The sequence below is a fragment of the Pseudomonas sp. HLMP genome, from assembly GCF_046365545.1.
GTDB classification, from domain to species: Bacteria; Pseudomonadota; Gammaproteobacteria; order Pseudomonadales; family Pseudomonadaceae; genus Aquipseudomonas; species Aquipseudomonas guariconensis_B.
In genome coordinates this window covers 3,350,422-3,375,416 of record NZ_JBDLLR010000001.1, presented here as the reverse complement: position 1 = coordinate 3,375,416, position 24,995 = coordinate 3,350,422, and the positions used below count along the sequence as shown (strand labels likewise).

Sequence of the window (24,995 nt, the reverse complement as noted above, 5' to 3'; positions counted from 1 at the left end):
AAGGCGTTGCCTTGGTTATCCAATAATCAGCGTCTGAAATCGGGCTTTTCGGCGTTCCCAAGCCGTCCATTTCCGGATGATGAGTAACTTGTTCGGAGTTTCCTTAGCTTTTTGCACTTATCGCGGACACTTTCCGAAAGTTTGCAAAAAATTCGGACACTTTCTTAGAAAAAGTTGCAAATAATCAGGGCGCTTTCTTAAAAAAATGTCCTGAGTGCAAACGGAAGCGCTATAGGCCGCGAATTACGGACGGGACGGAAAGTGTCCGTATTTCGCGACGGTCACATCCATAATGATGGTGCGCTCAGCCTCATGAAACTCGTCGCGGATTTTCTGATAACCCAACGCTGCGTAGAACTTCTCCGCTGTAATCGACGACGGCACCCGCAAAACGCCAACGCCAGCACTGGCAGCATCAGCATGAATGACATCCATCAGCTGTCGACCGATACCACCACCCTGGTACGCAGGATCAACGAAAACACTTCTAACTACTTCCCCGTCGAGGCTTGCCGTACCGGTAATATTCTCGCCTAGCAAAGCGACGAAAACCTTGCGCTTATCGAGCAGTACGCTGATGGCTTCTGGAGCGAAACTACGCTCAACTTCAGCGATAACGTCAGGTGAATAATCCTGTGAATTCGACTCGCGCAGAGCGCTGACCACTACACGGCTGATCGCTTCTATATCTTCGCTGGTTGCGGGGCGAACCTGACACTTCATGATGGGAACCCCAATCCTTAACGATCACAGCGTAGCCCACCGCAAACGGATCTTGCTTTCACGTGCTACCCGGGGTCGGCCTTCGAAGTTGAAGCCCCCTACCCGCTCACCTGTGAATTTGAACGTTTGCCTGGAGAGGGGGCCCACTGGAGCAAGCAACGTCTAAAAGCGCGGCATATTCTTGGTGACGCAGTGAATCCCACCCCCTCCCGCGGCAATCGGGTCGATATTCACCTGTTCCACCATCCGTCCCGGATAGAGTTTGCTCAACAGCTCCTTGCAATACTTATCCGCCTGCGTATCACCGAACTGGGGAGCGATCACCGCGTCATTGATCAGCAGGAAGTTGATATAGCCCGGCGCGAAATCCGGATTGTTCTTGGTGTACTGGTTGCGGCGTATCGCCAAGGGTGGCGGCAAGGTATGCACCACCAGCTTGCGCCCATCAGCGTCGGTGGCTGCATTGAGGATATCCAGGTGCTTTCGGGTCACCGCGTAGTCATAGGACTCCGGGTCGTTGTCCAGGTTGGCGATCACTACCCCAGGCTTGACGAAGCGTGCATAGAAATCGACATGCGCGTCAGTGATGTCCTGGTCCTTGATCCCCGGCAGCCAGATGATCTTGCGCAGCCCAAGTTTGGCCTTCAGCTCGGCCTCGATCTGCGCCCTGCTCATGCCAGGGTTGCGGTTGTCGTTGACCCAGCAGCTCTCGGTCATGATCGCGGTGCCATGACCATCGACCTCGATGCCTCCGCCCTCGCCGACAAGCTGGCTGCCGATGTAGGTCGCCTCGGTTTCATCGCTCAGGGTGTCGGCCACACGGGTGTCATTGGCCGACGTCTGTTTGTCGCCCCAACCGTTGAAGTTGAAATCCACCAGGCCCAGCCCACCTGAGCCATCGACCACGAAACAACCGCCGTAGTCACGTATCCAGACGTCATCCAGAGGCATGGTCAGATACTGGATATTGCGGGTGCCGCACTTGCTTTTGGCCAATGACAACTGGGACGGCCGACAGAGCACGGTCACTGGCTGATACTTGGCGATGGTCTTGGCCAACATGGCGATGGTGTTGTTCACCGCGTCTTCCCAGCCTTCCCATACCCGTGAAGAGGCCGCAAAGGCGAGGAATACGCGTTCCTGCGGTGCATGCTCATCGGGCATGTACCAATTACTGGCTGTCGCGGCACGCACCCGCGGAGCGCTCAGGCCAAGGCCCATGGATGCGACGACACCCAGGCCGGCGGCAGCTGTCAGTTGTTTCATGAAATCACGACGTGTAGGCATGTTGTTGCACTCTCATCTGCTGGTGATTGGCCGCTTGCACTCGGCCATGCCGTCCCTGGCATGGCACTGCCGCAGCGGTGTTACGAGCGACCGGCGGTTCAGTCGACCTTCACTGTCTTGAAGGTGGTCCAGGCACGCATGCGTGCCCGCATGTCGCGCTGTGGGATGTCCCTGCCGGGAATCAGCCGCTCATAGGTGGCCTCATCGACGTAGATATCCGGGTTGTTGCGCATGTCGGCCGCCACCATCGGCCTGGCCTTGGCGCTGGAGGTGGGATAGCCGGTGAAGTTGCTGATCGCAGCCATGTTCTCCGGGCGCATGACGAAGTTGATGAAGGCATAGGCGTAATCCGGACGCTGGGCGTCGACCGGGATGGCCATGGTATCCATCCACACCGTGGTGCCCTCCTTCGGGATGTGGTATTGGAAGCGCACCTTTTTGCCGGCTTCGTCCGCAGCACGCTGGGCTTGGGTCATGTCGCCGCTGTAGCCCAGGGACAGGCAGATATCGCCATTCACCAATTGGGTGACCGGCTGCGACTGGAACTTACGGATGTATGGCTTGATGCGCTTGAGCAGCGTCGTCGCTTCGGCCAGCTCCGCCGGTTTGGCACTGCGCGGGTCGTGGCCCAAGTAGTTGAGCACCACGGCCAGCACCTCGTCGGGCGAGTCGATGATGGAGATGCCGCAATCGGCGAACTTCGCCGCCAGCTCGGGCTTGAAGATCAGGTCCAGGCTGTCGACCGGGGCATTGGCCATGCGTTGCTCGATCATCGCCTGATTGGCGGTCACGCCGATGGTGCCCCAGGTGTAGGGCACCGTCGCGTCCCGTGAGTGAGGATACTTGGCATGCAAGGTGCGCAGCCCAGGCTCGATGTCGTCCAGATGCTCGAGCCTGCCCGGGTCCAGCTTCTGCAGGGCGCCGGCGCGCATCAGCCGCTCAGCCACGGTGTCGCCGGGGAAAATGAGGTCGTAGCCGCTATGGCCGGACATCATCTTGGCCTCCAGCGTCTCACTGCCGTCCATGACGTCATAGATCACTTGGATGCCAGTCTCTTTGGTGAAGCTGGCGATGGTGTCCTCGGCGAAATAGTCCGCCCAGTTGTACAGGCGCAAGGTCTTCTGTTCAGCGTTGGCCGACAACACGGCACAACTCAGGGCCAGGCTCAATGAGCCGATCAGCAACTTGTTCAGCGCATTCATTTTCAGACTCCAGGCGTTTGCCAGTGCACATGCGTTCGACGGCCGTCCAGGCCCAGCAGCGGGCCGTACATTTCCGGGCGACGATCGCGGTAGATGCCCCAGGTCTGGCGTTCCTCACGCATGAGGGCGAGGTCCAGTTCGCGCACCAGCACCCCGGTCGAGTCGCGGTCCGCTTCGGCCAGGAGCGTGCCCTTGTGGTCGCTAATGAAGGACGAGCCGTAGAAGCTCATCCGTAGCTGCGGATCGGTCGTTGCCACTTCATGACCGACCCGGTTGGCGGCGATCACCGGGAGGATGTTGGCGGCGGCATGGCCGCGCTGGACCAGCTGCCAGTGATCCCGCGAATCCAGGGCCGCAGCGCCCGGCTCGGAGCCGATGGCGGTTGGATAGAGCAGCACTTCGGCGCCCATCAGCGCGAGGCAACGCGCGGTTTCAGGGAACCACTGGTCCCAGCAGATGCCCACGCCGATGCGACCGAACGCGGTATCCCAGACGCGAAACCCCGTGTCGCCCGGGCTGAAGTATTCCTTCTCCTGGTAACCAATGGCGTTGGGGATATGCGTCTTGCGGTACACCCCGAGCAAACGACCATCGGCATCGGCCACCGCCAGCGAGTTGAAATAGGCATTGCCGGCCTTCTCGAACCACGACAGCGGCAGCACCACGCCCAGTTCCTTGGCCAGCGCGGCAAAACGCTTGAGCAGCCGGCTCTGGGTATACTCCTCGGCCAGGTCCAGATGCTTGTGATCTTGCTCGATACAGAAGTACGGCGTGGCGAACAGCTCCTGCAGGAGGATCAGCCGAGCGCCCTGGGCAGCGGCGTCGCGCACCAATTGCTCGGCCTGGTCGAGATTCTGCTTGAGGTCCCAGCCGCACGCGAACTGGGTCGTAGCGACGGTCAGCTTGCTCATTGCCCTACCCCTTTCAGCGGCCAGGCCGGTTGCTGTTGAGTAATGCAGTGCACGCCACCGCCGCCATGGGCCAGCTCGTTGATCCGTACCGGCACCACTTCGCGGCCAGGGAAGGCCATGCGCAGCGTGGCAGCCGCCTCGTCGTCGGCAGCAATGCCATAGGCCGGCATGATGATGGCGCCATTGCAGATGTAGAAGTTGGTGTAGGAGGCGCAGAACACCTCGGCCTCGGTGTCTACCGCCTCGCTGGCCTCGAACAGCTCGAGCATCTCGAAGCGGCGGCCCTGGGCATCGGTGGCCAGCTCCAGGGCCCGGCGGTTTTCGCGCACCACTTCGGCGTACACCGAGCCCTGATCTCGGGTGGTATCCACCAACAGAGCACCGGGACGGGCAAAGGCGCACACGCCATCGACATGGCCATCGGTCATGTCGCCGGTGACGTAGTCAGGATCGCCCGGCAGCCAGATGGTCTTCTTCACGCCGAGCAGGCGGCTGAATATCTCTTCCATCTCGGCTTTGCTCATGCCGGGGTTGCGATTGGGGTTGAGCAGCACCGACTCGGTGGTGATCAGGGTGCCCTGGCCATCCACATGGATGGCGCCACCCTCGTTGGTGAGCGGTGTATCGAAGCATTCCAGGCCCAGCGTGTTGAGAATGCGCTGCGCCAAGGTCTCGTCCAGGCCATGCGCCGACTTGCCGCCCCAGGCGTTGAAACGCCAGTTGATGCCGGCAGTGCCGAGTTGCGGGTGACAGACGAAGCTCGGGCCGGAGTCGCGGCACCAGCTGTCGTCGATCGCCAGCTCGATCAGTTCGATGTTCGGCCCGCACAGCTCGCGGGCGCGAGCTACTGCAGTGGGGTCGACCACCATCTTCACCGGCTCGAAGCGAGCGATGGCGTTGGCCACCCGGGCGAAGTCAACCTGCACCTGGGCCAGCGTCACGCCCCAGCTGGCTTCCCACAGGGCCTGGTTATGGGGAAATGCCATCCAGGTAGCGACATGGGGTACCCATTCGGCGGGCATGAGCCAACCGTTCTGCGAATCGTTGAATTGCATACAAGCGCCTTCAGTTAAGTTTTTCTTTTGGTGGGAATTGCGACTGCGGTAATGACTTGTATGCTAGGTCTGTAAAAACGCGGAAACAAACGATAGATTTTGCGCAATTTTGATTAGGAGAGCTTATCAGGCATGCTCAAACACTGGCCTCCACTGAACGCCCTGCGTGGCTTCGAAGCCGCTGCCCGTCTGGGCAGCTTCCACAAGGCCGCGGAAGAACTCCACCTCACGCAATCGGCCATCAGCCAGCAGATCCGCAGCCTGGAAGGCTTTCTCGAACAGCCCCTGTTCTTGCGCAACGGCCGCAGGGTGGCCCTGACCGATGCGGGTTTCGACCTGCTCAGCACCACCCAGTCGCTGTTGCAGCAACTGGCGGTAGGCATCCGTCGCCTGGACCAGTACCGCAAACCGAACCAACTGGTGGTCAACACCACACCGGCCTTTGCCCGCCATTGGCTGGTACCGCACCTGGCTGACTTCCACCGGCAGCATCCCCAGGTCGATCTCTGGCTACTGACCACCGACGAAACGCCGGACATGGCCACTCAGACCATCGACATCGCGGTGCGCGATGACCTCAGCGCCCAGGCCGAATGCAGTTTTCGTGTACTGCTCGAAGACCGCCTGTATCCGGCCTGTCACCCTGACCTGCTGGACACCCCGGTGGATCGACGCACCACCTTGCATGGCGAACGCGAGATGGATTGGAGCCACTGGCAAGTACAGGGCGGTCGCGACGTCGGTCAGCACAGCCAGGGCCTGAACTTCTCTGACCCGGGCCTGCTGCTGGATGCGGCGGCTCAGGGGCTGGGGATCGCCCTCGTCAGCCAGCTTCTAGCAGCCCCAGCGCGCGAACGTGGGCTACTGGTACCGCTCGATGACCAGCGCGTGCGAGGGCCCAAGTGGGCCTGCCTGGTGCACCGTGACAGCGAGGCGGACCCGCTGAGCAAAAGCTTTTGCGACTGGCTGAGCCGCTCATTGCAGATAAGGGATGCGCTGGAATAAGCGTCCATCGATCCCCCGCGCCCCGCCTCCTACTACGCACGACATGACGGTCTCGTGACTGCGACGGGGCCACAGGATACCCCCGCCCTCACCCCGCAGGACAAGCCTTACCCACATGGAGGTGCTACCTGCACGCCTGCAGACCGTCACGATGCCCTCCCGGCTGTTATCGGTCTAGCCAATACCTACCTGCGATCAATCGATTGGAACGAAAACGACGATGACCTGAGCATGGCCACACGAACACACAACAACAAGGAACCGCCCATGCCTGCTCACTTCCACAACCCGGTCGCCACCGTTTTCGGTGGCGGCAGCCTGGACCGCATCGCCGATCTCTGCGAAGGCAAGGTCGCCCTGGTGACCTTCCCTGAAGCGGCGCAGTTGGGGCTGATCGACCGCGTGCGCGCCCAGCTCGGCGAACGCCTCGTCTACGTGATCGATGACGTGCAGCCCAACCCCGACGTGGCCTGGCTGCGCGACGTGCACGAGCGCTTCTGGCTCGAGGCGGAGGACTGCACCACCGTCTTCGCCCTCGGCGGTGGCAGTGCCATCGATACCGCCAAGGCACTGATCGTCGGCACCGCGTCCGGGCACTTCGATGAGCTGCTCGACCTGCTGGCCACCGGCAAACCCTTCGTCCCGGCCCGGCACAAGACGCTGATCGCCGCGCCGACGACCGCCGGTACCGGCAGCGAAGTGACGCCCTGGGCCACCCTCTGGGACGCGCAGCGGCAAAAGAAGTATTCGCTGCACCTGGACTGCACCTGGCCGCAGGTGGCGCTGATCGACCCAGACCTGATGCTCAGCGTGCCCGTCGGTGTGACCACCTCTACCGGGCTGGACGCACTGTCCCACGCACTGGAATCGATCTGGAACCACAATGCCAACCCGATCTCCGACACCTTCGCCGTCTCTGCCATCGAGGACATCCTCGACTGCCTGCCGCGCCTGCAGCAAGACCTGGGCAACCGCGAACTGCGCTCGCGCATGGCGCTGGCGGCGCTGAAGGCCGGCATGGCCTTTTCCAACACCAAGACCGCCCTGGCCCACTCCATCTCCTACGAGATGACCCTGCGCCACGGGCTACCCCACGGCATCGCCTGCTCCTTCACCCTGCCACTGGTGCTGGGCCTGGCCTGGGGCCACGACGCTGACCGCGACCGCACCCTGCAACGTGTCTTCGGCAGCGACCTGGATAGCGCACAGAAGCGCCTGCGTGAATTCCTCCATCGCCTGGGCGTCAAGACCGAATTCGGCGACTACGGGGTGACTGCCGCCGAAGCCGAGGCGATGATCGACGTTGCCATGCAGGGTGCGCGAGGCCGTAATTTCATCGGCTCGCAAGCCGCCTGAAGCTGTCCTTGACCGGGTGGCCCAGGCGGCCGCCTTTTCCTGTTGCACCGAACAAGAGTGCCGACACGCCGAGCCTTGCGCCGGCGCGAGCGAACAAGAAGGAAAACTGCCATGAACCGCGCACAAACCCTGCCTGGCCTCGACTCCTCCACGTCTCCCTTCCGGGCGGCGCAGTGGCGCATGCTGCTCGCCGCGATGTTCTGCTACCTGTTTTTCTATACCGGCCGCCAGACCTTCGGCTTCGCCATCCCGGGCATCCAGGCCGAGTTCGGCCTGAGCAAGGAAACCCTCGGCTGGGTGTCGAGCGCCATGCTTTGGATGTACGCCATCGGCCAGGCCATCAACGGCAACCTTGCCGACAAGTTCGGCGGCCGCCGCATCATGAGCCTGGGCGCAGTGCTGTCCTGCGGCGCCAACTGGGTCACCAGTTTTGCCAGCGGTTTCGCCAGCCTGATCTTGCCCTGGGGCGTCAATGGCTACTTCCAGGCCCTGGGCTGGGCGCCAGGCAGCCGCTTGCTGTCGAACTGGTGGGGCAGCGCCGAGCGTGGCAAGGTCTATGGCTTCTACGTGTTCGCCGCGGGCTGTGCCTCGGTATTGTCGTACGTCACCTCGGTCGTCGTGATCGATGTACTGCACCTGGAATGGCGCTGGATCTTCCGCCTGCCCGTGCTGCTGATGCTCGCTGGCGGCATCGTGTTCTACCTGGTGGCACGGGAGCGCCCGAAGGACATGGGCTTCGAGCCGCTGGCCGACACCGGCGTGGCGAATGCCGAGGATCGTGCCAGCGAGGCCGCTGATGGTCAGGAGGAATCCTCGCTGCAACGCTACCTGGCGGTGTTGAAGAACCCGCGCCTGCTGGTGGCCGCGCTGTCCCTGGGTTTCCAGAACGCCGCGCGCTATGGGCTGATCGTCTGGGTGCCGGTGCATTTCCTCGGCGCCGACTGGCAGAAAGGCCAGAGCTTCATCGACCCGAAGTGGATCACCATCGCCCTGCCCGTCGGCATGGCCGTCGGCGCGCTGAGCAACGGTTGGGTATCGGACCGTCTGTTCGGCAGCAAACGCTACCACGCGATCGTGCTCTACATGGTCCTCGGCGCACTGACCAGCCTGTGGATGTGGAGCCTGCCGGCCCACAGCAGTATCGGCCTGCTCGCCCTGTTCCTCTGTGGCTTCTTCGTCTATGGCCCGGCCTCCAGTTTCTGGGCGCTGTGCCCGGACTTGGTTGGCGCGCGCCGTGCCGGTACCGCCACCGGGATCATGAACTTCTCGTCCTATCTTTTCGCGGGCCTGGCCGAACCCCTGATCGGTCGCATGTTGGACACGACCGGCAATACTTCACTGATCTTCGTCGTGGTCACCACGGCCTGCGTGTGCAGCGCCCTGGTCGCCCTGTTCGTGCGGCGCTGAGGGCACAGCCATGTGGCTGGCTGCCGGCACGCCATTGATCAACGCCCCCTGGTTCGAGAGGCTCCATGTACCAGTACCACAAGTGGTTGCGCTCCTTTCATGCCGTGGCCCGCACCGGCAGCTTCACCCAGGCGGCCGAGTTGCTGAGCATCGGCCAGCCGACCATCAGCGAGCAGGTCGGCGGCCTGGAAAAGCGCTTCTCGGTAGAGCTGTTCCATCGCCGCGGCCGCTTCATCGAGTTGAGCCCTGCCGGGGAGCAACTCTACGCCATCACCCAAGGCCTGTTCGGCCAGGAGGACGAAGCCTTGCAGCTGCTGCAGAGCTTTCAGCAGCGCAAGCAGGGCATGCTGCGCATCGGCGCGGTCTCGCCACCGATCGCCATGAGCCTGACCTATTCGCTGATGCAGCGTTACCCGCACATCGAGCTGGAAACCTCCTTCACCAGCGAGGCCGGCACCTTGGAGCGGCTGTACAACTTCGACATCGACGTGGCGATCCTCGCCCTTTCGGAGTTCGACCAGCGCCTGAGTACGCAGCTGTATCGCACCTGCCCGATCCTCGCGGTGGTGCGCGACGACCATCCCTGGGCGCGGCAGCAGGGCGTCAGCGTGCAGGCGATCGCGCGGCAGCGCGTGGTCCTGCGCGAGCCGGCCTCGCGCACCCGCCAACTGGTAGAGGAAGGTTGTCGGCGCCACGGCGTGAAACTGGATTGCGCGATGCAGTTGAACAGCCGCGAGGCCATCGTCCACGCGGTGGTACACGGTATCGGCGTGGGCTTCGTCTCGGCGGTGGAGTACGCCGACAGGCCGGGCACCCGCTCCATCGCCTTTGCCGAGGACCCGTTCCACATCAGCTACTACCTGTGCTGCCTGGGCATCCGCCGCAAGCGGCCGATCATCGCCGAGCTGTTCGACTCCGCTGCCGCAGCGACCGACAGCGACCCTTGATGTCCCCTAGAACCTGCAAGCCTGCCCTATCGTCGGGCAGGCTGCGCTCACCCTGCAATTCCCTTCATCGGAGTACTGCCATGCACTACCAGCAACCCCAGCAACTGCAAGCCGCCATTCTCGACTGGGCCGGCACCGTGGTCGATTTCGGCTCGTTCGCGCCGACCCAGATCTTCGTCGAGGCCTTCGCCGAGTTCGGCGTGCAGGTCAGCCTGGAAGAGGCACGCGGCCCGATGGGCATGGGCAAATGGGACCACATCCGCACCCTGTGCGACATTCCGGCCATTGGCGAGCGCTACCGCGCCGCCTTCGGCCGCCTGCCCACGGATGATGACGTCACCGCCATCTACGAGCGCTTCATGCCGCTGCAGATCGAGAAGATCGCCGAGCACTCCGCGCTGATCCCCGGTGCGTTGGAGGCCATCGCCACCCTGCGCAAGAGCGGCCTGAAGATTGGGTCCTGCTCCGGCTACCCGGCGGTGGTGATGGAGAAGGTCGTCGCCCTGGCCGAGCGCAACGGCTACGTCGCCGACCATGTGGTAGCCACCGATGAAGTCCCCAACGGCCGTCCGCATCCCGCGCAGGCGTTGGCCAATGTGATTGCCCTTGGCATCGATGACGTCGCCGCCTGCGTGAAGGTCGACGACACCTGGCCGGGCATCCTCGAAGGCCGCCGTGCTGGCATGTGGACCGTTGCGCTGACGTGTTCAGGCAATGCCCTGGGCCTGACCTACGAGCAATACAAGGCGCTGCCGGCAGACACGCTGGAGCAGGAGCGCCAGCGCATCGGCCAGATGTTCGAAGGCTCACGCCCGCACTACCTGATCGACACCATCGCCGAGCTTCCAGCGGTGATCGCCGACATCAACGCCCGCCTGGCACAGGGCGAGATGCCGCAAGGCTGCTAGTTTTCCCGCCCCAAAAGGCTTGAAACGCGGCGCTTTCCCCCTAGGGAGCGCCGCTTTCCCGAGTGTTGCATCAGTTTGAAGTCGGTTCGCAGACTCCCTCGAATGGCACGCGCTCGCTATCGTTATCCGCAATAGGCTGGCCAGCCCCTTTGTCCTGGACGACGAAGCAGCTTTATTCACCCTCTCCGTGGTTCTCCGATCTCGGGCAACCGGCTGCGCTGCGTTGGCGCGCCTGCGGGAGCTGTTCGGCGACCCGCGGATGGTACGCAACGGCAGGGTCTACGAACCGACCCTGCGAGCCTTGACGATCCTTCGTAAGCTACAGCCGGCGATGGACACCATCCCCGTGCCCTCGGTCGTGCCCGGGCGTGTGCTGCATAAGCCATCATAGAGAAATCAATTGATCGACATCTGATGATTCAGGTTTTATATATCGGCCTGAAACGACGAGCCAATTATATCCGAATAGATGATGTCATTGATGTTCACATTCTTCATAAGTGGACATCTTACTTGGCCTCATCAAGTATCAAGTTCCGGGGTTTCCTTCCGATGCCCTTGCTCTGCTCAATGCCTTGTTTTAACAAGCGTCAAGCCCAACCCTCATATCGCGCCCAGGCCTTGCAAGGCCCTCGCAAGATCGTCATACCCTGCCGCCTCGAACCCAATACCGCCCTCGCCTGCTTCATTTTTATTATTGAAGCGCGTTGACCCGCACAAGAAAGCGACTAGCCTGAAATACCACTCGCTGTTATTCAGCGAGTGGGCGAAACAACAAGGAACAGGAGAGACAGGGATGCTCTTATGGACACCTATCAATATGATTATTCCTATGCGTTGAGCCAGGACAAAGTCAACGACATCCTACGCAGGAACCTGGCATCCGTCGCGATGCCCGTCGCCTACACCGACCACGACCCCATGACCGGGGCCATCACCACGCTCGATGTCCACCTGGATGTATGGAGCATGGCCGACGGCGGCCAGAACAGCCTGATGAAGCTCAACGTGCCCATCAAGGATGGCAGCCTGAGCATCTCCAATCTCCCCGGTGTCAACGGCGAATGGAACATGGCCGGTGTCTCCCTGCTGCTGGAGATAACGCTGGGCTGGATGGGCCCCGGCAACCAGCAGGCACTCGACGGTGAAGGGTCACTGACCCAGTTGGTGTTCTCGCCCACCCAAGACGCGACGCCCAACGATCCCGGCTACGTTGCGATACTGACGGTCACCGACCCTTCCGGCACCTTGACCAGTGCCGCCATCGGTATGCTCAAGCAGATCATCCAGGCGGCCTTCTACGAGAACCGGGGCAACCTGCAGTATGTATTCGCCGGCGTCGTCCCGGTGCCTGCCGGCGCGACGACCTGGCTGCGCCCGTACAAGTGGCAGTACTACATCGCCTCGGGCAACATCGAGGCACTCTGCTTCCTGTCCATGCTCGACGACTCACCGTTCCCACCCACACCCGCCTTCGATTCGACGGCCCTGGTGCCGGGCGCCAACGCCGTGGCCCTCATCTCGCAGAGCGCCTTTTTCAAGAACACACTATTGCCCGGTGTCCAGGCCACCTTCCCGGGTGGGACCTTTTCCGTCAGCCAATCGAACCAGCATTCGCTGATTTCCAACAGTGGCGCCTTCACCGTTCAGGTTGGTGGCGACGCGATCAACACCAACAGCTTCTCCCTATGGCCCTCCGATGCCGGGGACGGATTGCAGACCTCCTCCGCAGGCGGCGGCCCCCTGACCTTCCTGTTCGGCCTGGCCGACCTCCCCGATGCCTCCTACAGCTGGAGTGCCCATACGGTCAACCCACTGTCGCTGGACGTTGCAAGCGGCAGCATGACCTTCCGGCAAGACCCGAACCCGACGACCACCCACGATCAGGACATCCCCTGGTACGACTACATCATCCTGGTGGGGCTGGGCCTGACGCTGGTCGGCCTGATCGCCGACATCACCGACGCCGTCAACGGCTTCGGCGACCAGGTCAACGACGTCGGCATGTCGAACATCAATGGCGCGGTGCAATCCACCCTCGGCAACCATGCGGTCAACGTCACCGACCTGCTCGACTGGCAGGCCAACGGTCAATCGTTCGCCCTGACCGACGGTGGGCTCGACGGTGCCCTCTACTTCCGTGGAAACCTTTCCTGAGCGTTCCAGGTGCCCGGCGCGGGTGTGCAGGCCGGGAAATCGATCCACCCAGGAGGAACAGCCAATGGCCACCCCCACCGACAACACATCGCTCGCCCCTGTGCCCGTATCAGAAATCGCCACCCGTCCAACGGCCGATACCTACGACTGGGATACGGTGGTGGCCCTGCATTTCGACACCACCAACACGGCCCTCACCGACAACTGGGGCAGCGTCGACAGCCGCGCCAAGACCCTCACCCAGGCCGCCAGCGACGACCCGTCCTACCAGATCCAGGCCAGCCTCGACCCCTGGCAGCTGACCATCGGCGGTGACGGCAAGAACATCAACATGAGCGTGCCGATCGCCAGCGGTGTCTACCAGGCTGGCGCCAACAGCTATCCGCTGGATGGGCTGGGCATGAGTGCAATCATCCAGATCAACATGGACTGGATCCCCGACCCCGACCAGAAGTCCTTCGTGATCAACAGCGGGGTGGCGGCCATCGTCGCCGACCTCGACAACGACATCGTCGATGCGGCCCTCATTGCCGACTTCGCCGCCAACGGCGTCACCATTACCAGCGAGTCGAAGCTCTCGACGGTCCATCAGGGCGCCGCCTGGTTGATCGCCGCCGCCGACAACACCTTCTATTACCTGTTCTTCAGCCAGGACAAGGACCAGAACCAGTTCCTGTCCGTGTACCAGTACACCAAGTCCTTCGCCACCCAGCTTCGCGCCCTGAGCAAGGAAGCCGGTGCAACGCCAGCTGTCGTGGTGATGAACGTGCTGAATCCGCCAAATGCCGGCAGCATCGGCAACGCGGTGCTCCCTGAGCTGCTGAGCGAGTGGTTCAACAGCAACATCAGCTATTTCAACTTCGTTTTCTCGGTCATCGACCTCACCCCCCAGCTCGATCAATCGCCCAGCTACACCTGGATCGACCCGACGGCCACCAGCTATGCCGTCATCGACGAGCAGACCATGACCAGCTCGGTGATGGGGGTGCTGACCATGGTCCAGAACAACCGACCCGGCGCGAACCACCAGGTATCGCCCAATGCCATTCCCACCGGTAGCGATGCGAACGGCGCCAACGTGGGGTTGCTGATCAGCGGGCAGAACTTCATGAAGAACATGATGCTCGGCGGCGCCAAGATCCTGTTCGACGATGCCAGCGACGAGGATTTCTCGATATTCAACGATGGGCTGTCCATCCAGAACGTCAACGCGCTGACCTACGGCTACTTCAAGATGGAGGACGACCCCGACGCCACCACCGCCGACAACGGCTACTCCGCCGAGCTGGACAGCGGCTCGCTGCCCCAGGGGCTGGTCGATGCCTTCAAGCACTCCGATGGCGAAGGTGGCTATTACTACAACCCTGACCTGCGCGGCGATACCGTCAAGGTCAATGTCGCCGGCAGCCAGTGGTTCCTCAGCGGCAACGGCTCGGAGTACATCGTCGACCTCAACGACGGCCAGCTCGAGTTCTATACCGCGACCCAGGTCACCATCGCCGCCGGGCAGTTCGAGATGAACCTGGAGCACAGCTTCCTCGAGATCAAATTCATCGACCTGACCTATTCGCAAAGCTGGCAGTACGACGTGCACATCAACTACACCGAGCAGGTCAACCTGGGCCTGAAGACGGTCACCACGTCGACGGGGGCGACCAAGCAGATCTTCAATTTCACCCAATCGGTGCGCAACATGACCGTCGATGTCACCAAGACCCAGGCGGAAATCACCTTCGAGATCGTGATGGGGGCGGTCACCGCCAGCCTGGCCCTGGTCGCCGTGCTCGGCCCGATCGTCGACGGCCTGGCCAGTGCGGCGGAAGTGACGGTCGAGAGCGTCGAGGAAGGCAGCGCGGTCATCAACGAAACCACCTTCGTCGAAGAGCTCAGTGGCAGCGATGAAGCAGAGGAGCAGAACCTCGCCAACGAGAAGGATGCCCTGGCCAATGGCGCCGAGCAGACCGCCGGCCGGATGACCCGCATCAAGAATGCCTTCAACTCCACCCGCTGGAAGGTGTTTGGCGGCATCACCGGTGCCGTGGCGGCCGCTTCCGGTATCGAGATCGCCGTCTCGGCGATCATGGCGGCGGTGTACAACAACGAATGGGACAATGTGCCCGGCTTCGATGAGTTCGCCAACGATGCCATAGAGCCGTATACCTTCCCCGGCGTCACTGGCTATGACCTGACCTCGGCGTGGCTGGCCGACTCGCTGCAGATCGGCCTGAAAACCAAGTGAAGGCAACGGCGTACGGAACAGGAGAGGCGTCATGACGACCAGCAACGAGGGGGTCTACACCTACAATTGGGATACCGCCTTCGCCATCCCGATTCCGGACGTCAACCAGACCATTGTCGACCAGAAGTCGTCACCGCCCGGGTTCACGGTCACGGCGGCGGATGCCTACACGGTCTCGGCGAACTTCTGCGATTGGCAGATCTGCAGGGGTGGGGATGGCAAGAACGTGCGTTTTTCCATCCCCATGACCGGGATCGTGGTCGACTACAGCAACGGCCAGCGTGTGACCTGCGAGACGGGCACGGCGGTCATCGAGATCAACCTTCATTACATTCCCCATGATGCAGCGGGCGATGTCCCCTCCAACCCGGTTGCGCTGGTGGTGAAAACCACGTCGGACGACCCCTCGACACCCGTGGCCGCCCTGGTCGGCCAGGTCACCCTGTCGCCCGACCCTGGCACCGTCACCAGCGCCGTCTTTGGCCAGGCGCTGCTGGACTGGGTCAACGGCAACCTGGGGGCGTTCAACCACATCTTCTCGGTGGTCGACCTCAACCGGATGATCGACCAGCAACAATGGGGGTTCGTGACACCCAACTACACCAGCTACGCCTACCTCGACGGCAGCACCCTCGAGGACAGCGTGCTGGGCGTGCTCACCATGACCGGGGACCGCAACGGTGAATCCCTGAGCGAACAGATATCGCCGTCGGCGATTCCCGGGGGCAGTGAAGCCGGGTTCCTGGTCTCCCAGGAACGCACCCTCTACGACCTGGTGCGCCCGGCGATCATGGTCGCCTACCCGGGGCTGACCGACGACAACTTCCTGATGAGCGACGACAAGACCCGCCTCTACCTGGTGCAAGGTGTGTCCGTCGACATGCCGCCGATCGCGCATGATGGCTCGACCTACTACCCGAAGCTCACCGCGCTCACGGTAGAGACCGATGGCGAGACGTTCACCGTCACCAGTACCACCAGCACCTACATCACCTTCGGCGTGACCTCCGAGACGACAGCCACCAACTGGTACACCCTCGACCTCGGAACGTCGAACAATGGGCAGACCATCACCTTCATCCAGACCCAACCCACGGACCAGCAGTACGCCGTCCACCAGGACCCTGGCGTGATCGTCACCGAGATCATCCTGTCGATCATCATCGGTCTGGTGTCGCTGATCTGCGCCCCGCTCACCGACGGCGCATCGATCGTCTTGGGCGGCCTGGTGATCGGGCTGTTGCTGGGGGCATCGCAAATCGCCACGGCGGCCATCGAATCGGTCAACAAGGACACCTCCCCTGCCGTGGACCTGCTCATGGTCAATGCCGTCGACCCGATCAAGTGGACGGGCAGCGGCTCGTTCAAGCTCGACTACGTCCATCCGAACATATCCTTGCAACTGGGCGGTGATCCGCTGTTCGTCTAGCCCACGTGGCACCTACCGACACACACGGAACAACAGGAGGCCTGCCATGGCAAGCCAGTCGACCCACTTCGTGAAGTACCGCCTCAAAGACAGCGCCGCAGGCGAGCACTACGTCACCTTCTCTTCCCGAAGCCCACGGGCGCCGGTAACCGGGGCGAATCATCCGCTCATCGGCAAGCTCGCGGAAACCGACGCCGCGGCAGCGAACACGGTAGAGCGCCTGATCCAGGCGATGACCGCGAATGAACAGCGCTTCTTCGCCTGGCTGGGGGGCGATGCCTCACGCATGGAGTATTTCATGGAGGACCCCGTCGGGGCGCTGAAACAGGCGATTCCCGACCTGCCGCAGACGTTCTTCGACGAGCTCGCCGCGTTACCGAAGCTGTTCGCGAACAGGAAACCGGCGCCGAGGTGAAATGCCATGGGGCCGCTTCGCGCCCCGGTTTCCAGCGATGTCCTGAACGCCCTGTCACGGCCCGGGCTCGGGTTCGACGTCGGCCGTGAACAGGCACACCCGGTTGCGCTGACGCTTGGCTTGGTACATGGCCTGGTCGGCCGCCTTGACCAAGGTGTCGGGATCATGGGCATGCAAGGGGTGGAGCGCGACGCCGATGCTCGGGGTAACGAAATCGATGGTCTGCGTCTCGATCTGCACAGGTGCCCCCAATACCTGCAACAAGCGCTCGGCAAGGCGCTGGGCATCGCTTGCGCCGGTGCCGGGCAGGATCAGCGTGAACTCGTCGCCGCCCAGGCGATAGGCACGGTCCGGCTTGCGCACGGCCTCGCGCAGGCGGTTGGCCATCTGCACCAGCAGGCTGTCGCCGATATCGTGCCCGAAGCGGTCGTTGACCTGCTTGAAACGGTCCAGGTCGATGAACAGCAGCGCCAGGCTACCCTTCCCATCGGCCAGGTTGCGCGTGAGGTGCTCGTAGAAGGCCTTGCGGTTGCCGAGCCCGGTCAGGGCATCGCGATAGGCCAGGTCGAAGAGCTGGTTCTGGTATTCGACATGGCCGCTGACGTCGTGCAGGATGCCGCGATAGCCGCTGGGCCGGCCCTGGCCATCGAAGATGGGCGAGACGCGCGTTTCGTAGTACCCCAGGCTACCGTCGGCCCGGTGCAGGCGCCCATGCAGCAGTGGTGCGTCCCCCGCCGAGTGCGCCTCGACCAGCGCGCCGAGCCGTTGTTCGGTGCATGTCTCCAGCCATTGGCTGGCCGGCTGGCCGATCACGGTTTCTGGCGAGAGGCCGAGCAGCGTGGCCAGGGCCGGGTTGATGGCCAGGAAATGGCCTTGGCCGTCCAGTTCGAAATAGCCTTCCTGCATGGCCTGGAGGATCGCCCGGTCCCGTGCTTCGCTGCGCTCCAGGCGATCGAGCATGTGGTTGGTCTCTTGCCCGAGCAGGCCCAGTTCATCCGTGCCGCGGTCGCTGAGGCGACGGCCGGCGGACTCAGGCCCAATGTGCAGCAGCTCCTGGTGCATCCTCGAGATGCGGCGCAGCAGGACAACGTCCAGGCCCAGGTAGGTCAGCAACCAGGCCAGCAGCGCGACCAGCGCCGACAGGCCGAGGAAAAGATCGATCTGCTTGCGCCCCTCGACGTACAGGTGCCGATCGCGGGGCAGCTCCAGCACCAGCTGCGGTTCGTCCGGACGACGGTCGAACTGCAGGAAGATGCGCTGCCGGTCGGCATCGAGGACCTGGCGCGGGCTGATGGCGATGTCTTCGTTCCCTTCGAGCGGGGCCCAGTGTGGCGGCGTCCGCTCGGGCGCGAGCAGCCGTAGGACGCCTTCGAGTTGCCGCTGCAAGGCCGCGGTGCGTTCGCTGTCGAAGAAGTGGCCGGCGAACAGGGTCCCCGAGGCCGGTGGTGGCGTCTGCATGCCGACCAGGATCATCGGTACGCCTTGTACCGCAACCAGCCGCCCCGGCACTTGCCGGGCCGTTCCATCACGCTCCAGGCGCTGCGCCAGGGCGAGGATATCGTCGCGCAAGGCCTGGGTGCTGCGCACAGGCGCCGTGCCCAAGGTCGCCAGGTCGAGGGCCTGCACGGGTTGCCACTGGGCGGCGCTCACCTGCCCTGCCGTATCCAGGTGGATCAGGAAGTCGAAGTTCATCCGGCTCAAGCTGGCGGAGGGTAGCGGCAGGATGTCGCCTGCCGCTGCCGAAGGCGCCAAGGAGAGCACGAAATTACGCAGGCGGTCATGGTCGCGTTCGAGCAGGTTGCCCACCAAGGCCCGGATATGCGTGGCTTCGGCCACCAGCAGTTGCTCATCCTCATGGTCCAGACGGCCCAGGATCAGCGTGTGCGCCAGCCCATGGATCGCCAGCAGGACCACCACCAGCGGTGGTGCGAAAAGCCAGAACAGTCGCTTGCGTAGCGTCATCGAGCGCTCCAGCGGCAAAGGCCAGCCACTAGAGGGCCGGCGCCGGACAGCGCGTCGTGCCGGCGGCGCTGGCCTGTGCGACCATACGGGCGAACCTGCGCAGGTTGTCCTGATGCGCCGCGACCAACCCGGAGATGCTGTTGTCCGCCCTGCTTTGCAAGGTGCTGTGGCAGGACAGCTGGCTGTGCGGCGTGCCATATCCCAGCCGCCAGCTCACATCGAGCAAGGCGTGCTGGCCCGGGATCGAGTCGAAGCGCTGCACCTCCACGCGCAAGCTCGCCCGGTCGCCCGCCCCGGTCGGCGTCCCTAGCTGGTCCTGCAGGGCGCTACGGAACTCGTCGACCAAGTTGGCCCCCCACCATTCGGTCTCTAGGATCACCAGCCCACTGTCGCCCTGGCGTATGACCAGCTGCGAACGATCGACCTGGGGCGGCAGGGTGACCTGCTGGATCGCGATATCGACGCCCGCCGGCCGCTCGGCAGGCTGCGCCGGCACCAAGGTATGGTAGTGGATGGGGGCGCTGCTGCAACCTTGCAAGGTCACGACCAGCCCGGCGGCCAACAGCTGCTTTGCCAGCTTGTGCATAGGGGTTCACTCCTTGGTTCAAGGCCGCAGGCCATCGGCATCGACGGCCTTGGGCCGCCCGCGTATCAGCGATTCGGGGTGCCTGCCCAGGTAGTCGGACAGGTCACGCAGCGAACGCGACATGCGCTCCAGTTCGTTGAGGGTGTCGTTCATTCTCTCGCGCTGCGGAGACCCCTCCGACAGCGCGGCATTGGCGGTCTGCAACGTGGCACGCAGCGCTTCCAGGGTCTGGCTGACACCCGGCAAGGTCTGCGTGTTGAACTGCTTGAGGCTGGCCTTCAGCTCGCGCAGGTTGCCGTCCAGGTCGTTGGCGATGCGTTCGATGGGCAGTTTGCTCAGGCGCGCGACCATCTGCTGCAGTTGCTCCTGCAGTTTGTCCAGGCTGCCGGGCACCGTGGGAATCCACAGGGGGCGTGCCGAGGCATCGAAGGCGACTTTCTGTGCGTCGGGGTAGAAGTCCAGGGACACATACAGCTGGCCCGTGAGCAGGTTACCCGTGCGCGCCTGCGCCCGTAGGCCATGCGCGACAAAACTGCCGATCAGCTGGCTGCCGGCCTCCTCGTCCCCTGGCGCTCGCTTGAGCGCCCCGAACATCTTCAGGTAGACAGGCCCCAGGCGCTGCGGGTAGACCACCGCGTCCACCATGACTGGGAAGCTCTGTTTCTGTTCGTCGAAGTCGAGCTCGACCGCCGTGACCTTGCCGAACGCCACCCCCATGAACTCCACCGGCGCGCCAACGGCCAGGCCGCGCATGGACTGGTCGAAGCGCAGCCGCAGCGGCAATGCCTTGCCCGTAGGCGGTGCCAGGGCGCTGTCGCGATCGGCATACAGTTCGAACGCCTGCTGGTCTTCGGCCAGCGCAGCCCCGGTGGCCGACTCGGGTTCACCGAAGACCAGCCCGCCGACCAGGATCGACGACAGCGATTCGGTATTGACCCTCAAGCCATTGGCGCCGAGGTCGAGGTCGATCCCGCTGGCATTCCAGAAGCGCGTGTTGCGGGTGACGAAGGCATCGTTGGGCGCTTCGATGAAGATGCCGATGTCCACCCCCTTGCCATCCTCCTGCAAGGCGTAGGACACCACCTGCCCGACGGGGATCTTGCGAAAGTAGATCGGCGAGCCGATGTCGAGCGAACCCAGGTCCTGGGCATGCAGCGTGAAGCGCTTGCCCTTCTCGCCATAGGTGATCGGCGGTGGCGACTCCAGCCCGGTGAACGCCTTGGCCGGCGTCGTGGACTGGCCAGCATCGGCGCCGATGAAGTTGCCCGAGAGCAAGGTATCGACACCGGTGACACCGCCCGCCCCGATGCGCGGTCTGACGACCCAGTACTGGGCGCCCTCGGTGGCGAACGATTCGGCCTCCTTGGACAGCCGCACGGTGGCCAGCACGCTTTTCTTATCGTCGGCCAGCTCCACCGAGGCCACTTCGCCGATCACCACGCTGCGGTACTTGACCTGTGTCTTGTGCGCCACCAGCCCCTCGCCCGTCTTGAAGGAAATGGTGATCACCGGCCCTTCCTGCATCCAGCTGCGCACCACCAGGGAGGCGCCGATCAACAGCGCGATGATCGGGACGATCCAGACCAGGGACACGTTCCAGCGCCTGCTCTGCACCTGTGCCGCAGCCGGTTGCCGCTCGCTGTCTTGCACCATTCAGGCGTCCTCCTTGTGTGAAGCGCTGTCCCAGATGAGACGCGGGTCGAAACTCATGGCCGAGAGCATGGTGAACACCACGACCAGGCCAAAGAACAGGATGCCGGCCCGTGGTTCGATGGTGCCCAGCTCGCGCATCTGCACCAGGGCCGCGACCAGCGCGACCACCAGCACATCGAGCATCGACCAGTAGCCGATCAGTTCCACGAAGCGGTAGAGCTTGGTGCGTTGCCGGCATGCCCAGTCGCTGCGCCGCTGCACCGTGACCAGCAACATCAGCAAGGCGATGAACTTGATCGCCGGCACGCCGATGCTGGCGATGAAGATGATCAAGGCGATGTCCCAGGCCCCGCTCTCCCAGAACTCCAGTACACCGCCACCGATGGTGCTGTCGGTGCCCTGGCCGAGCATCTCGGTATGCATCACCGGCAGCAGGTTGGCCGGGATGTAGAACACCAGCGCCGTGAGCAGGTAGGCCCAGGTACGGGTGACGGCCTGTGTCTTGCGCGCATGCAGGGGCGCGGCGCAGCGCTCGCAGCGATGCGGGTGGCGGGTCAGGTCGCTGGCATGGCCGCAGCCATGGCACAGGCACAGCTTCAGTTCAGCGGCGGTGGGCGGCACGCTCATACCTGCTCCCAGAGCTGGCGGATGTCGCGCCCGGCGATGTAGATCAACAGGACGCTGAGCGCGGCCATGGCCAACAGGCCGATGCCCGGGATCACATCGAGCAGGCCCGCGAGCTTGATCACGGCCACCAGGGCGCCCAGCAGGCAGACCTCCAGCATGCTCCAGGGCCGCAGCGCCTCCAGCCCCCGCATGCACCAGGCAAAGGCCGGCGCGCGGCGTTGGCGCAAGGCGAAGGCCAGTACCCAGATCAGCAAGCCCACCTGCATCACGGGCGCGATGATGATGGCCAGCGCCACCACCAGGGCGATGAGGGTGATGCTGCCGCGGCTGAGGATCAGCACCGAGTCCCAGAGCGTCGCGCTATTGCTCAGGCCCTGCATGTTGATGGTCATGACCGGGTAGAGATGGGCGAACGCCAGGAGCACCGCGCCGGTCACGCCCAGGGCCAGGCGTTGCTGCACGGACAAGGCGCCATGGCGCTCCAGCACGCCCGAGCAACGTACGCACACGGCGCGCTGGTGGCGGGCCAGCGGCGTGCGCTGATACACCGCGTCGCAGTATTCGCAGATGATCACGTCCTGCTTCATCGCGGGTCACCGATGAACCAGCGGTAGTAAGGGTTGCTGCCATCCTCGCGAACCACGGTCCTCACCTCCCGTGCCCAGGCCTGGCGCTCGCCACGGTAGGCGTGCAGGCCCACGCCGTAGAAACGCCGCAAGCTCGCCCATTGCGCGTTGACCTGGGCGCGAAACGACGGCTGCACGTTGACCAAGGGCGGCTCACGGCGCAATGCCAGCAGCTCGGGCAGTACCCGGGTGATCTCCTTGGCACGGACCCACGGGGCGTACTCGATGCGTGGCTGGTCATCCGTTACCGCCGGTGCATCGCCGGCATAGGTCTGTAGCCCTTGGCGATCGGTGATCCAGGTCGCCAGCAGCGCGGCCGCCGAGTCGATGCCCACCTCGCCCAGCACGGCAGCCACCTCGGGCTGCGAAAAGCGCTCCTGGATGCGCGCTACGTCCAGTTGCAACGGCTGCAGGGAGCCCACCAGCAGCATCTCGTGAAACTCCGTGGTCCACAGCGAGGCATGGGGAAACACGTCGATGAAGCTGCGCACCAGCGAGCGGCTGTCCTCGTCGTTCTGTGTCGGCAACGGCAACCACTGGGCAACCACGCCATGCTCGTTCAGGCGGCTGGCGGCCAAGCGGTAGAAGTCGCGCGAATACAGGTTGACCACCCCGGCAGCCGAAGGTGGCGGCGGCTCCAGGGTGATCATGTCGTAGCGGGCCTCGCTGCGCAGCAGCTCACGGCGGCCGTCGCGCAGGCGAATGTCCAGGCGTGGATCGTCGATGGCCTCGAAGGTCCCACGAAAGTGTGGTGCGGCCCTCAGCACCTCGGGCAGCAACTCGGCCACCACCGGGTGCTGCACGTCGCGGTAGCGCAGCATGGCACCGGCGGTGATGCCGGTACCGAAACCGATGACCAACGCCGAGCGGGGCTCGCCGCGGTGAATCAACAACGGCAGCAACGCCTGCAGGCGCATGTAGCGCAGCGACGGCATGGCATCGCCGGTATTGGACACGCCCTGGATGTACAGGCGGCTGAACTGCCGTTGCCCCTTGCCTTGCTGTACCACCGCCACTGTGCCGCCCCGCCCCTCCTCATAGAAGCTCAGTTGCCCGCTGCGGGTGGCAGGCATCAATTGCGCCAGGTGCCGGGGCGACGTCAACAGGCCACAGGCAAGGGTCGCGATGCCGACGAGCAGCACCCCCACGCGCATCCGGCGGCTGACCTGCGTCCCTCGCCATACCGCCACACCGCCAATGGCGGCAGCCAGCACGGCGAGCAACGCCAGGCCACGCACCAGGCCCAGCCCTGGTACCAGCAGGAACCCTGTCAGCATCACGCCAAGGATGCCACCCAGGGTGTTGAGGGCAACCACGATCCCCACATCGCGGCCGACATGGGCACTGTCTACCGCCAGGCGCAAGGCCAGGGGAAACGCCGCGCCCAGCAAGGTCGTGGGCAGGAACACCACGCTGAGCGCCGCGACGGCGAAGCGTGCGGACATGCCCGCCAGTTCGCTGCCACCGAGGGTCAGCACCCAGCGCTCGGCCAGGCTCTGCGCGCCGACCAGCCACTGCCCCAGCCCGGCGACCTGGAGAATCGCCAGCAGCCCCGCACTGGCGATCAGCAGGCCGAACACGCCCCAGGGGTCGCGAATACGGTCCGCATGCCGCGCATACAAGGCGCTGCCGAGCACGAGGCCGCAGAGATAGGTGGCCAGCACCACGGCGAAGGCGAAGGCCCGCGTGCTCATGAACTGCACGATCGACTGCGTCCAGATCACTTCGTACCCCAGCGCCACCCCGCCGGCCAGGCAATACAGGCCGATGGCCAGGCGTGCCGAGGCACTGCGTGCGGTGGTGGCCGCAGTGGCCTGGTGTGCCGGCTCGACGGGCGCGCGGGCTACCCACAGCGCGGCGACAGCAGCCAGCACGTTCAGCAATGCGGCGGCATAGGCACTGGCCAGCACACCGAGCGTTGGCAACAGCACGAACGCCGCCGCCAGGGTACCGGCGATGGCGCCCGCGGTATTGGCGGCATACAGGCCGCCACCTGCCCGGCCGAGCTCGCCCTCGACCGGGGACAGGGCGCGCACCAGCACTGGCAGGGTACCGCCCATGAAGAACGCCGGCAGGCCGACCAGCACGAAAGGCAGCACCCAGGCCAGCGGCCCCAGGCTGGCCTCCAGCCGGGCGAAGAGGCCCGCGGCAGCGCCAAGCCCCAGGGTTGCGGCGACCCCGAGGACCGCGACCAACACCTCCAGCCCGGCATACAACAGGACCGGACGGCGCAGACGGTCGGCCCACCGACCGAACGCCAGGCCCCCCAGCGCCAGGCCGGCGAAAAAAGCACTGATGGCCGTGGTGACGGCATACACCTCCACCCCCACCACCAAGGACAGTTGTTTGACCCAGAGCACCTGGTAGACCAGGGCCGCACCGCCGGAAAGGAACATCAGCAACGCGGTGATCGACAGCTGGGAACGTGCCATGGCCGAGGTTGCCTGGACTACCGCGCGACGGGGGCGCGAACGGGACTGACTGGCGGCTGATGACATGG

Annotated in this window: 20 protein-coding genes and 1 pseudogene; 10 read left to right on the top strand and 11 right to left on the bottom strand. The window is 63.9% G+C overall.

What is annotated here, in order from left to right; all coding sequences use genetic code 11:
• Nucleotides 1–243 precede the first annotated feature (243 nt).
• From ABFA30_RS15655 to ABFA30_RS15635, 5 genes are all read right to left on the bottom strand, one after another.
• Nucleotides 244–723 carry an N-acetyltransferase family protein gene (locus ABFA30_RS15655; RefSeq protein ID WP_410045657.1) on the bottom strand — a complete coding sequence of 160 codons (480 nt, stop codon included), beginning with the start codon at nt 721–723 and terminating at the stop codon, nt 244–246.
• Nucleotides 724–885: 162 nt separating this feature from the next.
• Entirely contained in the window at nt 886–2,010 is a 1,125-nt protein-coding gene (locus ABFA30_RS15650) for an agmatine/peptidylarginine deiminase (RefSeq protein ID WP_410045656.1), read from the bottom strand.
• A 98-nt stretch (nt 2,011–2,108) separates the two neighbouring features.
• The gene (locus ABFA30_RS15645; RefSeq protein ID WP_253090783.1) at nt 2,109–3,212 is read right to left on the bottom strand and encodes an extracellular solute-binding protein; all 1,104 of its coding nucleotides are present in this window, start codon (nt 3,210–3,212) and stop codon (nt 2,109–2,111) included.
• Nucleotides 3,213–3,214: 2 nt separating this feature from the next.
• Entirely contained in the window at nt 3,215–4,123 is a 909-nt protein-coding gene (gene aguB, locus ABFA30_RS15640; protein ID WP_253101489.1) for an N-carbamoylputrescine amidase, read from the bottom strand.
• On the bottom strand, nt 4,120–5,178 hold the full coding sequence (locus ABFA30_RS15635; RefSeq protein ID WP_410045655.1) for an agmatine/peptidylarginine deiminase: 1,059 nt from the start codon (nt 5,176–5,178) through the stop codon (nt 4,120–4,122). The genes aguB and ABFA30_RS15635 overlap by 4 nt, the downstream gene beginning before the upstream one ends.
• A gap of 132 nt (nt 5,179–5,310) precedes the next feature.
• Between ABFA30_RS15635 and ABFA30_RS15630 the strand changes: the two genes are divergently transcribed.
• The 10 genes and pseudogenes from ABFA30_RS15630 to ABFA30_RS15585 all read left to right on the top strand — a co-directional run bounded on the left by ABFA30_RS15630 (nt 5,311) and on the right by ABFA30_RS15585 (nt 17,041).
• Nucleotides 5,311–6,183, top strand: a complete 873-nt coding sequence (locus ABFA30_RS15630) for a LysR substrate-binding domain-containing protein (protein ID WP_225787792.1) — start codon at nt 5,311–5,313, stop codon at nt 6,181–6,183.
• A gap of 267 nt (nt 6,184–6,450) precedes the next feature.
• Nucleotides 6,451–7,539: an iron-containing alcohol dehydrogenase PsrA gene (gene psrA / locus ABFA30_RS15625; RefSeq protein ID WP_225787791.1), complete on the top strand. Its 1,089-nt coding sequence runs from the start codon at nt 6,451–6,453 to the stop codon at nt 7,537–7,539.
• Between the two features lie 111 nt (nt 7,540–7,650).
• On the top strand, nt 7,651–8,946 hold the full coding sequence (locus ABFA30_RS15620; protein WP_410045654.1) for an MFS transporter: 1,296 nt from the start codon (nt 7,651–7,653) through the stop codon (nt 8,944–8,946).
• A gap of 65 nt (nt 8,947–9,011) precedes the next feature.
• Nucleotides 9,012–9,893, top strand: a complete 882-nt coding sequence (locus tag ABFA30_RS15615; protein ID WP_410045653.1) for a LysR substrate-binding domain-containing protein — start codon at nt 9,012–9,014, stop codon at nt 9,891–9,893.
• A gap of 80 nt (nt 9,894–9,973) precedes the next feature.
• On the top strand, nt 9,974–10,801 hold the full coding sequence (gene phnX / locus ABFA30_RS15610) for a phosphonoacetaldehyde hydrolase (protein ID WP_253101494.1): 828 nt from the start codon (nt 9,974–9,976) through the stop codon (nt 10,799–10,801).
• 217 nt (nt 10,802–11,018) lie between these two features.
• Nucleotides 11,019–11,144: pseudogene (locus ABFA30_RS15605) on the top strand (LysR family transcriptional regulator); the annotation flags it as partial.
• 461 nt (nt 11,145–11,605) lie between these two features.
• Complete coding sequence (locus ABFA30_RS15600; protein WP_225787787.1) at nt 11,606–12,958, top strand: TULIP family P47-like protein; 1,353 nt, start codon at nt 11,606–11,608, stop codon at nt 12,956–12,958.
• A gap of 64 nt (nt 12,959–13,022) precedes the next feature.
• Complete coding sequence (locus tag ABFA30_RS15595; RefSeq protein WP_225787786.1) at nt 13,023–15,197, top strand: TULIP family P47-like protein; 2,175 nt, start codon at nt 13,023–13,025, stop codon at nt 15,195–15,197.
• Between the two features lie 31 nt (nt 15,198–15,228).
• Complete coding sequence (locus ABFA30_RS15590; protein ID WP_253090781.1) at nt 15,229–16,626, top strand: TULIP family P47-like protein; 1,398 nt, start codon at nt 15,229–15,231, stop codon at nt 16,624–16,626.
• Nucleotides 16,627–16,672: 46 nt separating this feature from the next.
• On the top strand, nt 16,673–17,041 hold the full coding sequence (locus ABFA30_RS15585) for a hypothetical protein (protein WP_253102610.1): 369 nt from the start codon (nt 16,673–16,675) through the stop codon (nt 17,039–17,041).
• Nucleotides 17,042–17,095: 54 nt separating this feature from the next.
• Here ABFA30_RS15585 and ABFA30_RS15580 read toward each other — a convergent pair whose 3' ends face one another.
• Genes ABFA30_RS15580 through ABFA30_RS15555 form a run of 6 tightly spaced genes read right to left on the bottom strand, consistent with a single transcriptional unit; the run spans nt 17,096 to nt 24,927 of the window.
• Complete coding sequence (locus ABFA30_RS15580) at nt 17,096–19,003, bottom strand: diguanylate cyclase domain-containing protein (RefSeq protein ID WP_410045652.1); 1,908 nt, start codon at nt 19,001–19,003, stop codon at nt 17,096–17,098.
• A 28-nt stretch (nt 19,004–19,031) separates the two neighbouring features.
• The gene (locus tag ABFA30_RS15575; RefSeq protein WP_253090778.1) at nt 19,032–19,589 is read right to left on the bottom strand and encodes a membrane integrity-associated transporter subunit PqiC; all 558 of its coding nucleotides are present in this window, start codon (nt 19,587–19,589) and stop codon (nt 19,032–19,034) included.
• An 18-nt stretch (nt 19,590–19,607) separates the two neighbouring features.
• Complete coding sequence (locus ABFA30_RS15570) at nt 19,608–21,242, bottom strand: intermembrane transport protein PqiB (protein ID WP_410045651.1); 1,635 nt, start codon at nt 21,240–21,242, stop codon at nt 19,608–19,610.
• On the bottom strand, nt 21,243–21,869 hold the full coding sequence (locus tag ABFA30_RS15565; RefSeq protein ID WP_225787780.1) for a paraquat-inducible protein A: 627 nt from the start codon (nt 21,867–21,869) through the stop codon (nt 21,243–21,245).
• Nucleotides 21,866–22,456, bottom strand: coding sequence for a paraquat-inducible protein A (locus ABFA30_RS15560; protein WP_410045650.1), 591 nt, complete (start codon nt 22,454–22,456; stop codon nt 21,866–21,868). The genes ABFA30_RS15565 and ABFA30_RS15560 overlap by 4 nt, the downstream gene beginning before the upstream one ends.
• A complete protein-coding gene (locus tag ABFA30_RS15555; RefSeq protein WP_253080549.1) occupies nt 22,453–24,927 on the bottom strand; it encodes a fused MFS/spermidine synthase in 2,475 nt (824 codons plus the stop codon). The genes ABFA30_RS15560 and ABFA30_RS15555 overlap by 4 nt, the downstream gene beginning before the upstream one ends.
• Between the last annotated feature and the right edge of the window lie 68 nt (nt 24,928–24,995).

Coding starts and splice junctions, on each gene's coding strand:
- ABFA30_RS15620 (WP_410045654.1), top strand. CDS start 7,651: ATGAACCGCGCACAAACCCTGCCTGGCCTCGACTCCTCCACGTCTCCC.
- ABFA30_RS15595 (WP_225787786.1), top strand. CDS start 13,023: ATGGCCACCCCCACCGACAACACATCGCTCGCCCCTGTGCCCGTATCA.
- ABFA30_RS15580 (WP_410045652.1), bottom strand. CDS start 19,003: ATGACGCTACGCAAGCGACTGTTCTGGCTTTTCGCACCACCGCTGGTG.
- ABFA30_RS15585 (WP_253102610.1), top strand. CDS start 16,673: ATGGCAAGCCAGTCGACCCACTTCGTGAAGTACCGCCTCAAAGACAGC.
- ABFA30_RS15590 (WP_253090781.1), top strand. CDS start 15,229: ATGACGACCAGCAACGAGGGGGTCTACACCTACAATTGGGATACCGCC.
- ABFA30_RS15575 (WP_253090778.1), bottom strand. CDS start 19,589: ATGCACAAGCTGGCAAAGCAGCTGTTGGCCGCCGGGCTGGTCGTGACC.
- ABFA30_RS15615 (WP_410045653.1), top strand. CDS start 9,012: ATGTACCAGTACCACAAGTGGTTGCGCTCCTTTCATGCCGTGGCCCGC.
- ABFA30_RS15635 (WP_410045655.1), bottom strand. CDS start 5,178: ATGCAATTCAACGATTCGCAGAACGGTTGGCTCATGCCCGCCGAATGG.
- ABFA30_RS15655 (WP_410045657.1), bottom strand. CDS start 723: ATGAAGTGTCAGGTTCGCCCCGCAACCAGCGAAGATATAGAAGCGATC.
- phnX (WP_253101494.1), top strand. CDS start 9,974: ATGCACTACCAGCAACCCCAGCAACTGCAAGCCGCCATTCTCGACTGG.
- ABFA30_RS15645 (WP_253090783.1), bottom strand. CDS start 3,212: ATGAATGCGCTGAACAAGTTGCTGATCGGCTCATTGAGCCTGGCCCTG.
- ABFA30_RS15565 (WP_225787780.1), bottom strand. CDS start 21,869: ATGAGCGTGCCGCCCACCGCCGCTGAACTGAAGCTGTGCCTGTGCCAT.
- aguB (WP_253101489.1), bottom strand. CDS start 4,123: ATGAGCAAGCTGACCGTCGCTACGACCCAGTTCGCGTGCGGCTGGGAC.
- ABFA30_RS15555 (WP_253080549.1), bottom strand. CDS start 24,927: ATGGCACGTTCCCAGCTGTCGATCACCGCGTTGCTGATGTTCCTTTCC.
- ABFA30_RS15650 (WP_410045656.1), bottom strand. CDS start 2,010: ATGCCTACACGTCGTGATTTCATGAAACAACTGACAGCTGCCGCCGGC.
- ABFA30_RS15560 (WP_410045650.1), bottom strand. CDS start 22,456: ATGAAGCAGGACGTGATCATCTGCGAATACTGCGACGCGGTGTATCAG.
- ABFA30_RS15570 (WP_410045651.1), bottom strand. CDS start 21,242: ATGGTGCAAGACAGCGAGCGGCAACCGGCTGCGGCACAGGTGCAGAGC.
- ABFA30_RS15600 (WP_225787787.1), top strand. CDS start 11,606: ATGGACACCTATCAATATGATTATTCCTATGCGTTGAGCCAGGACAAA.
- ABFA30_RS15630 (WP_225787792.1), top strand. CDS start 5,311: ATGCTCAAACACTGGCCTCCACTGAACGCCCTGCGTGGCTTCGAAGCC.
- psrA (WP_225787791.1), top strand. CDS start 6,451: ATGCCTGCTCACTTCCACAACCCGGTCGCCACCGTTTTCGGTGGCGGC.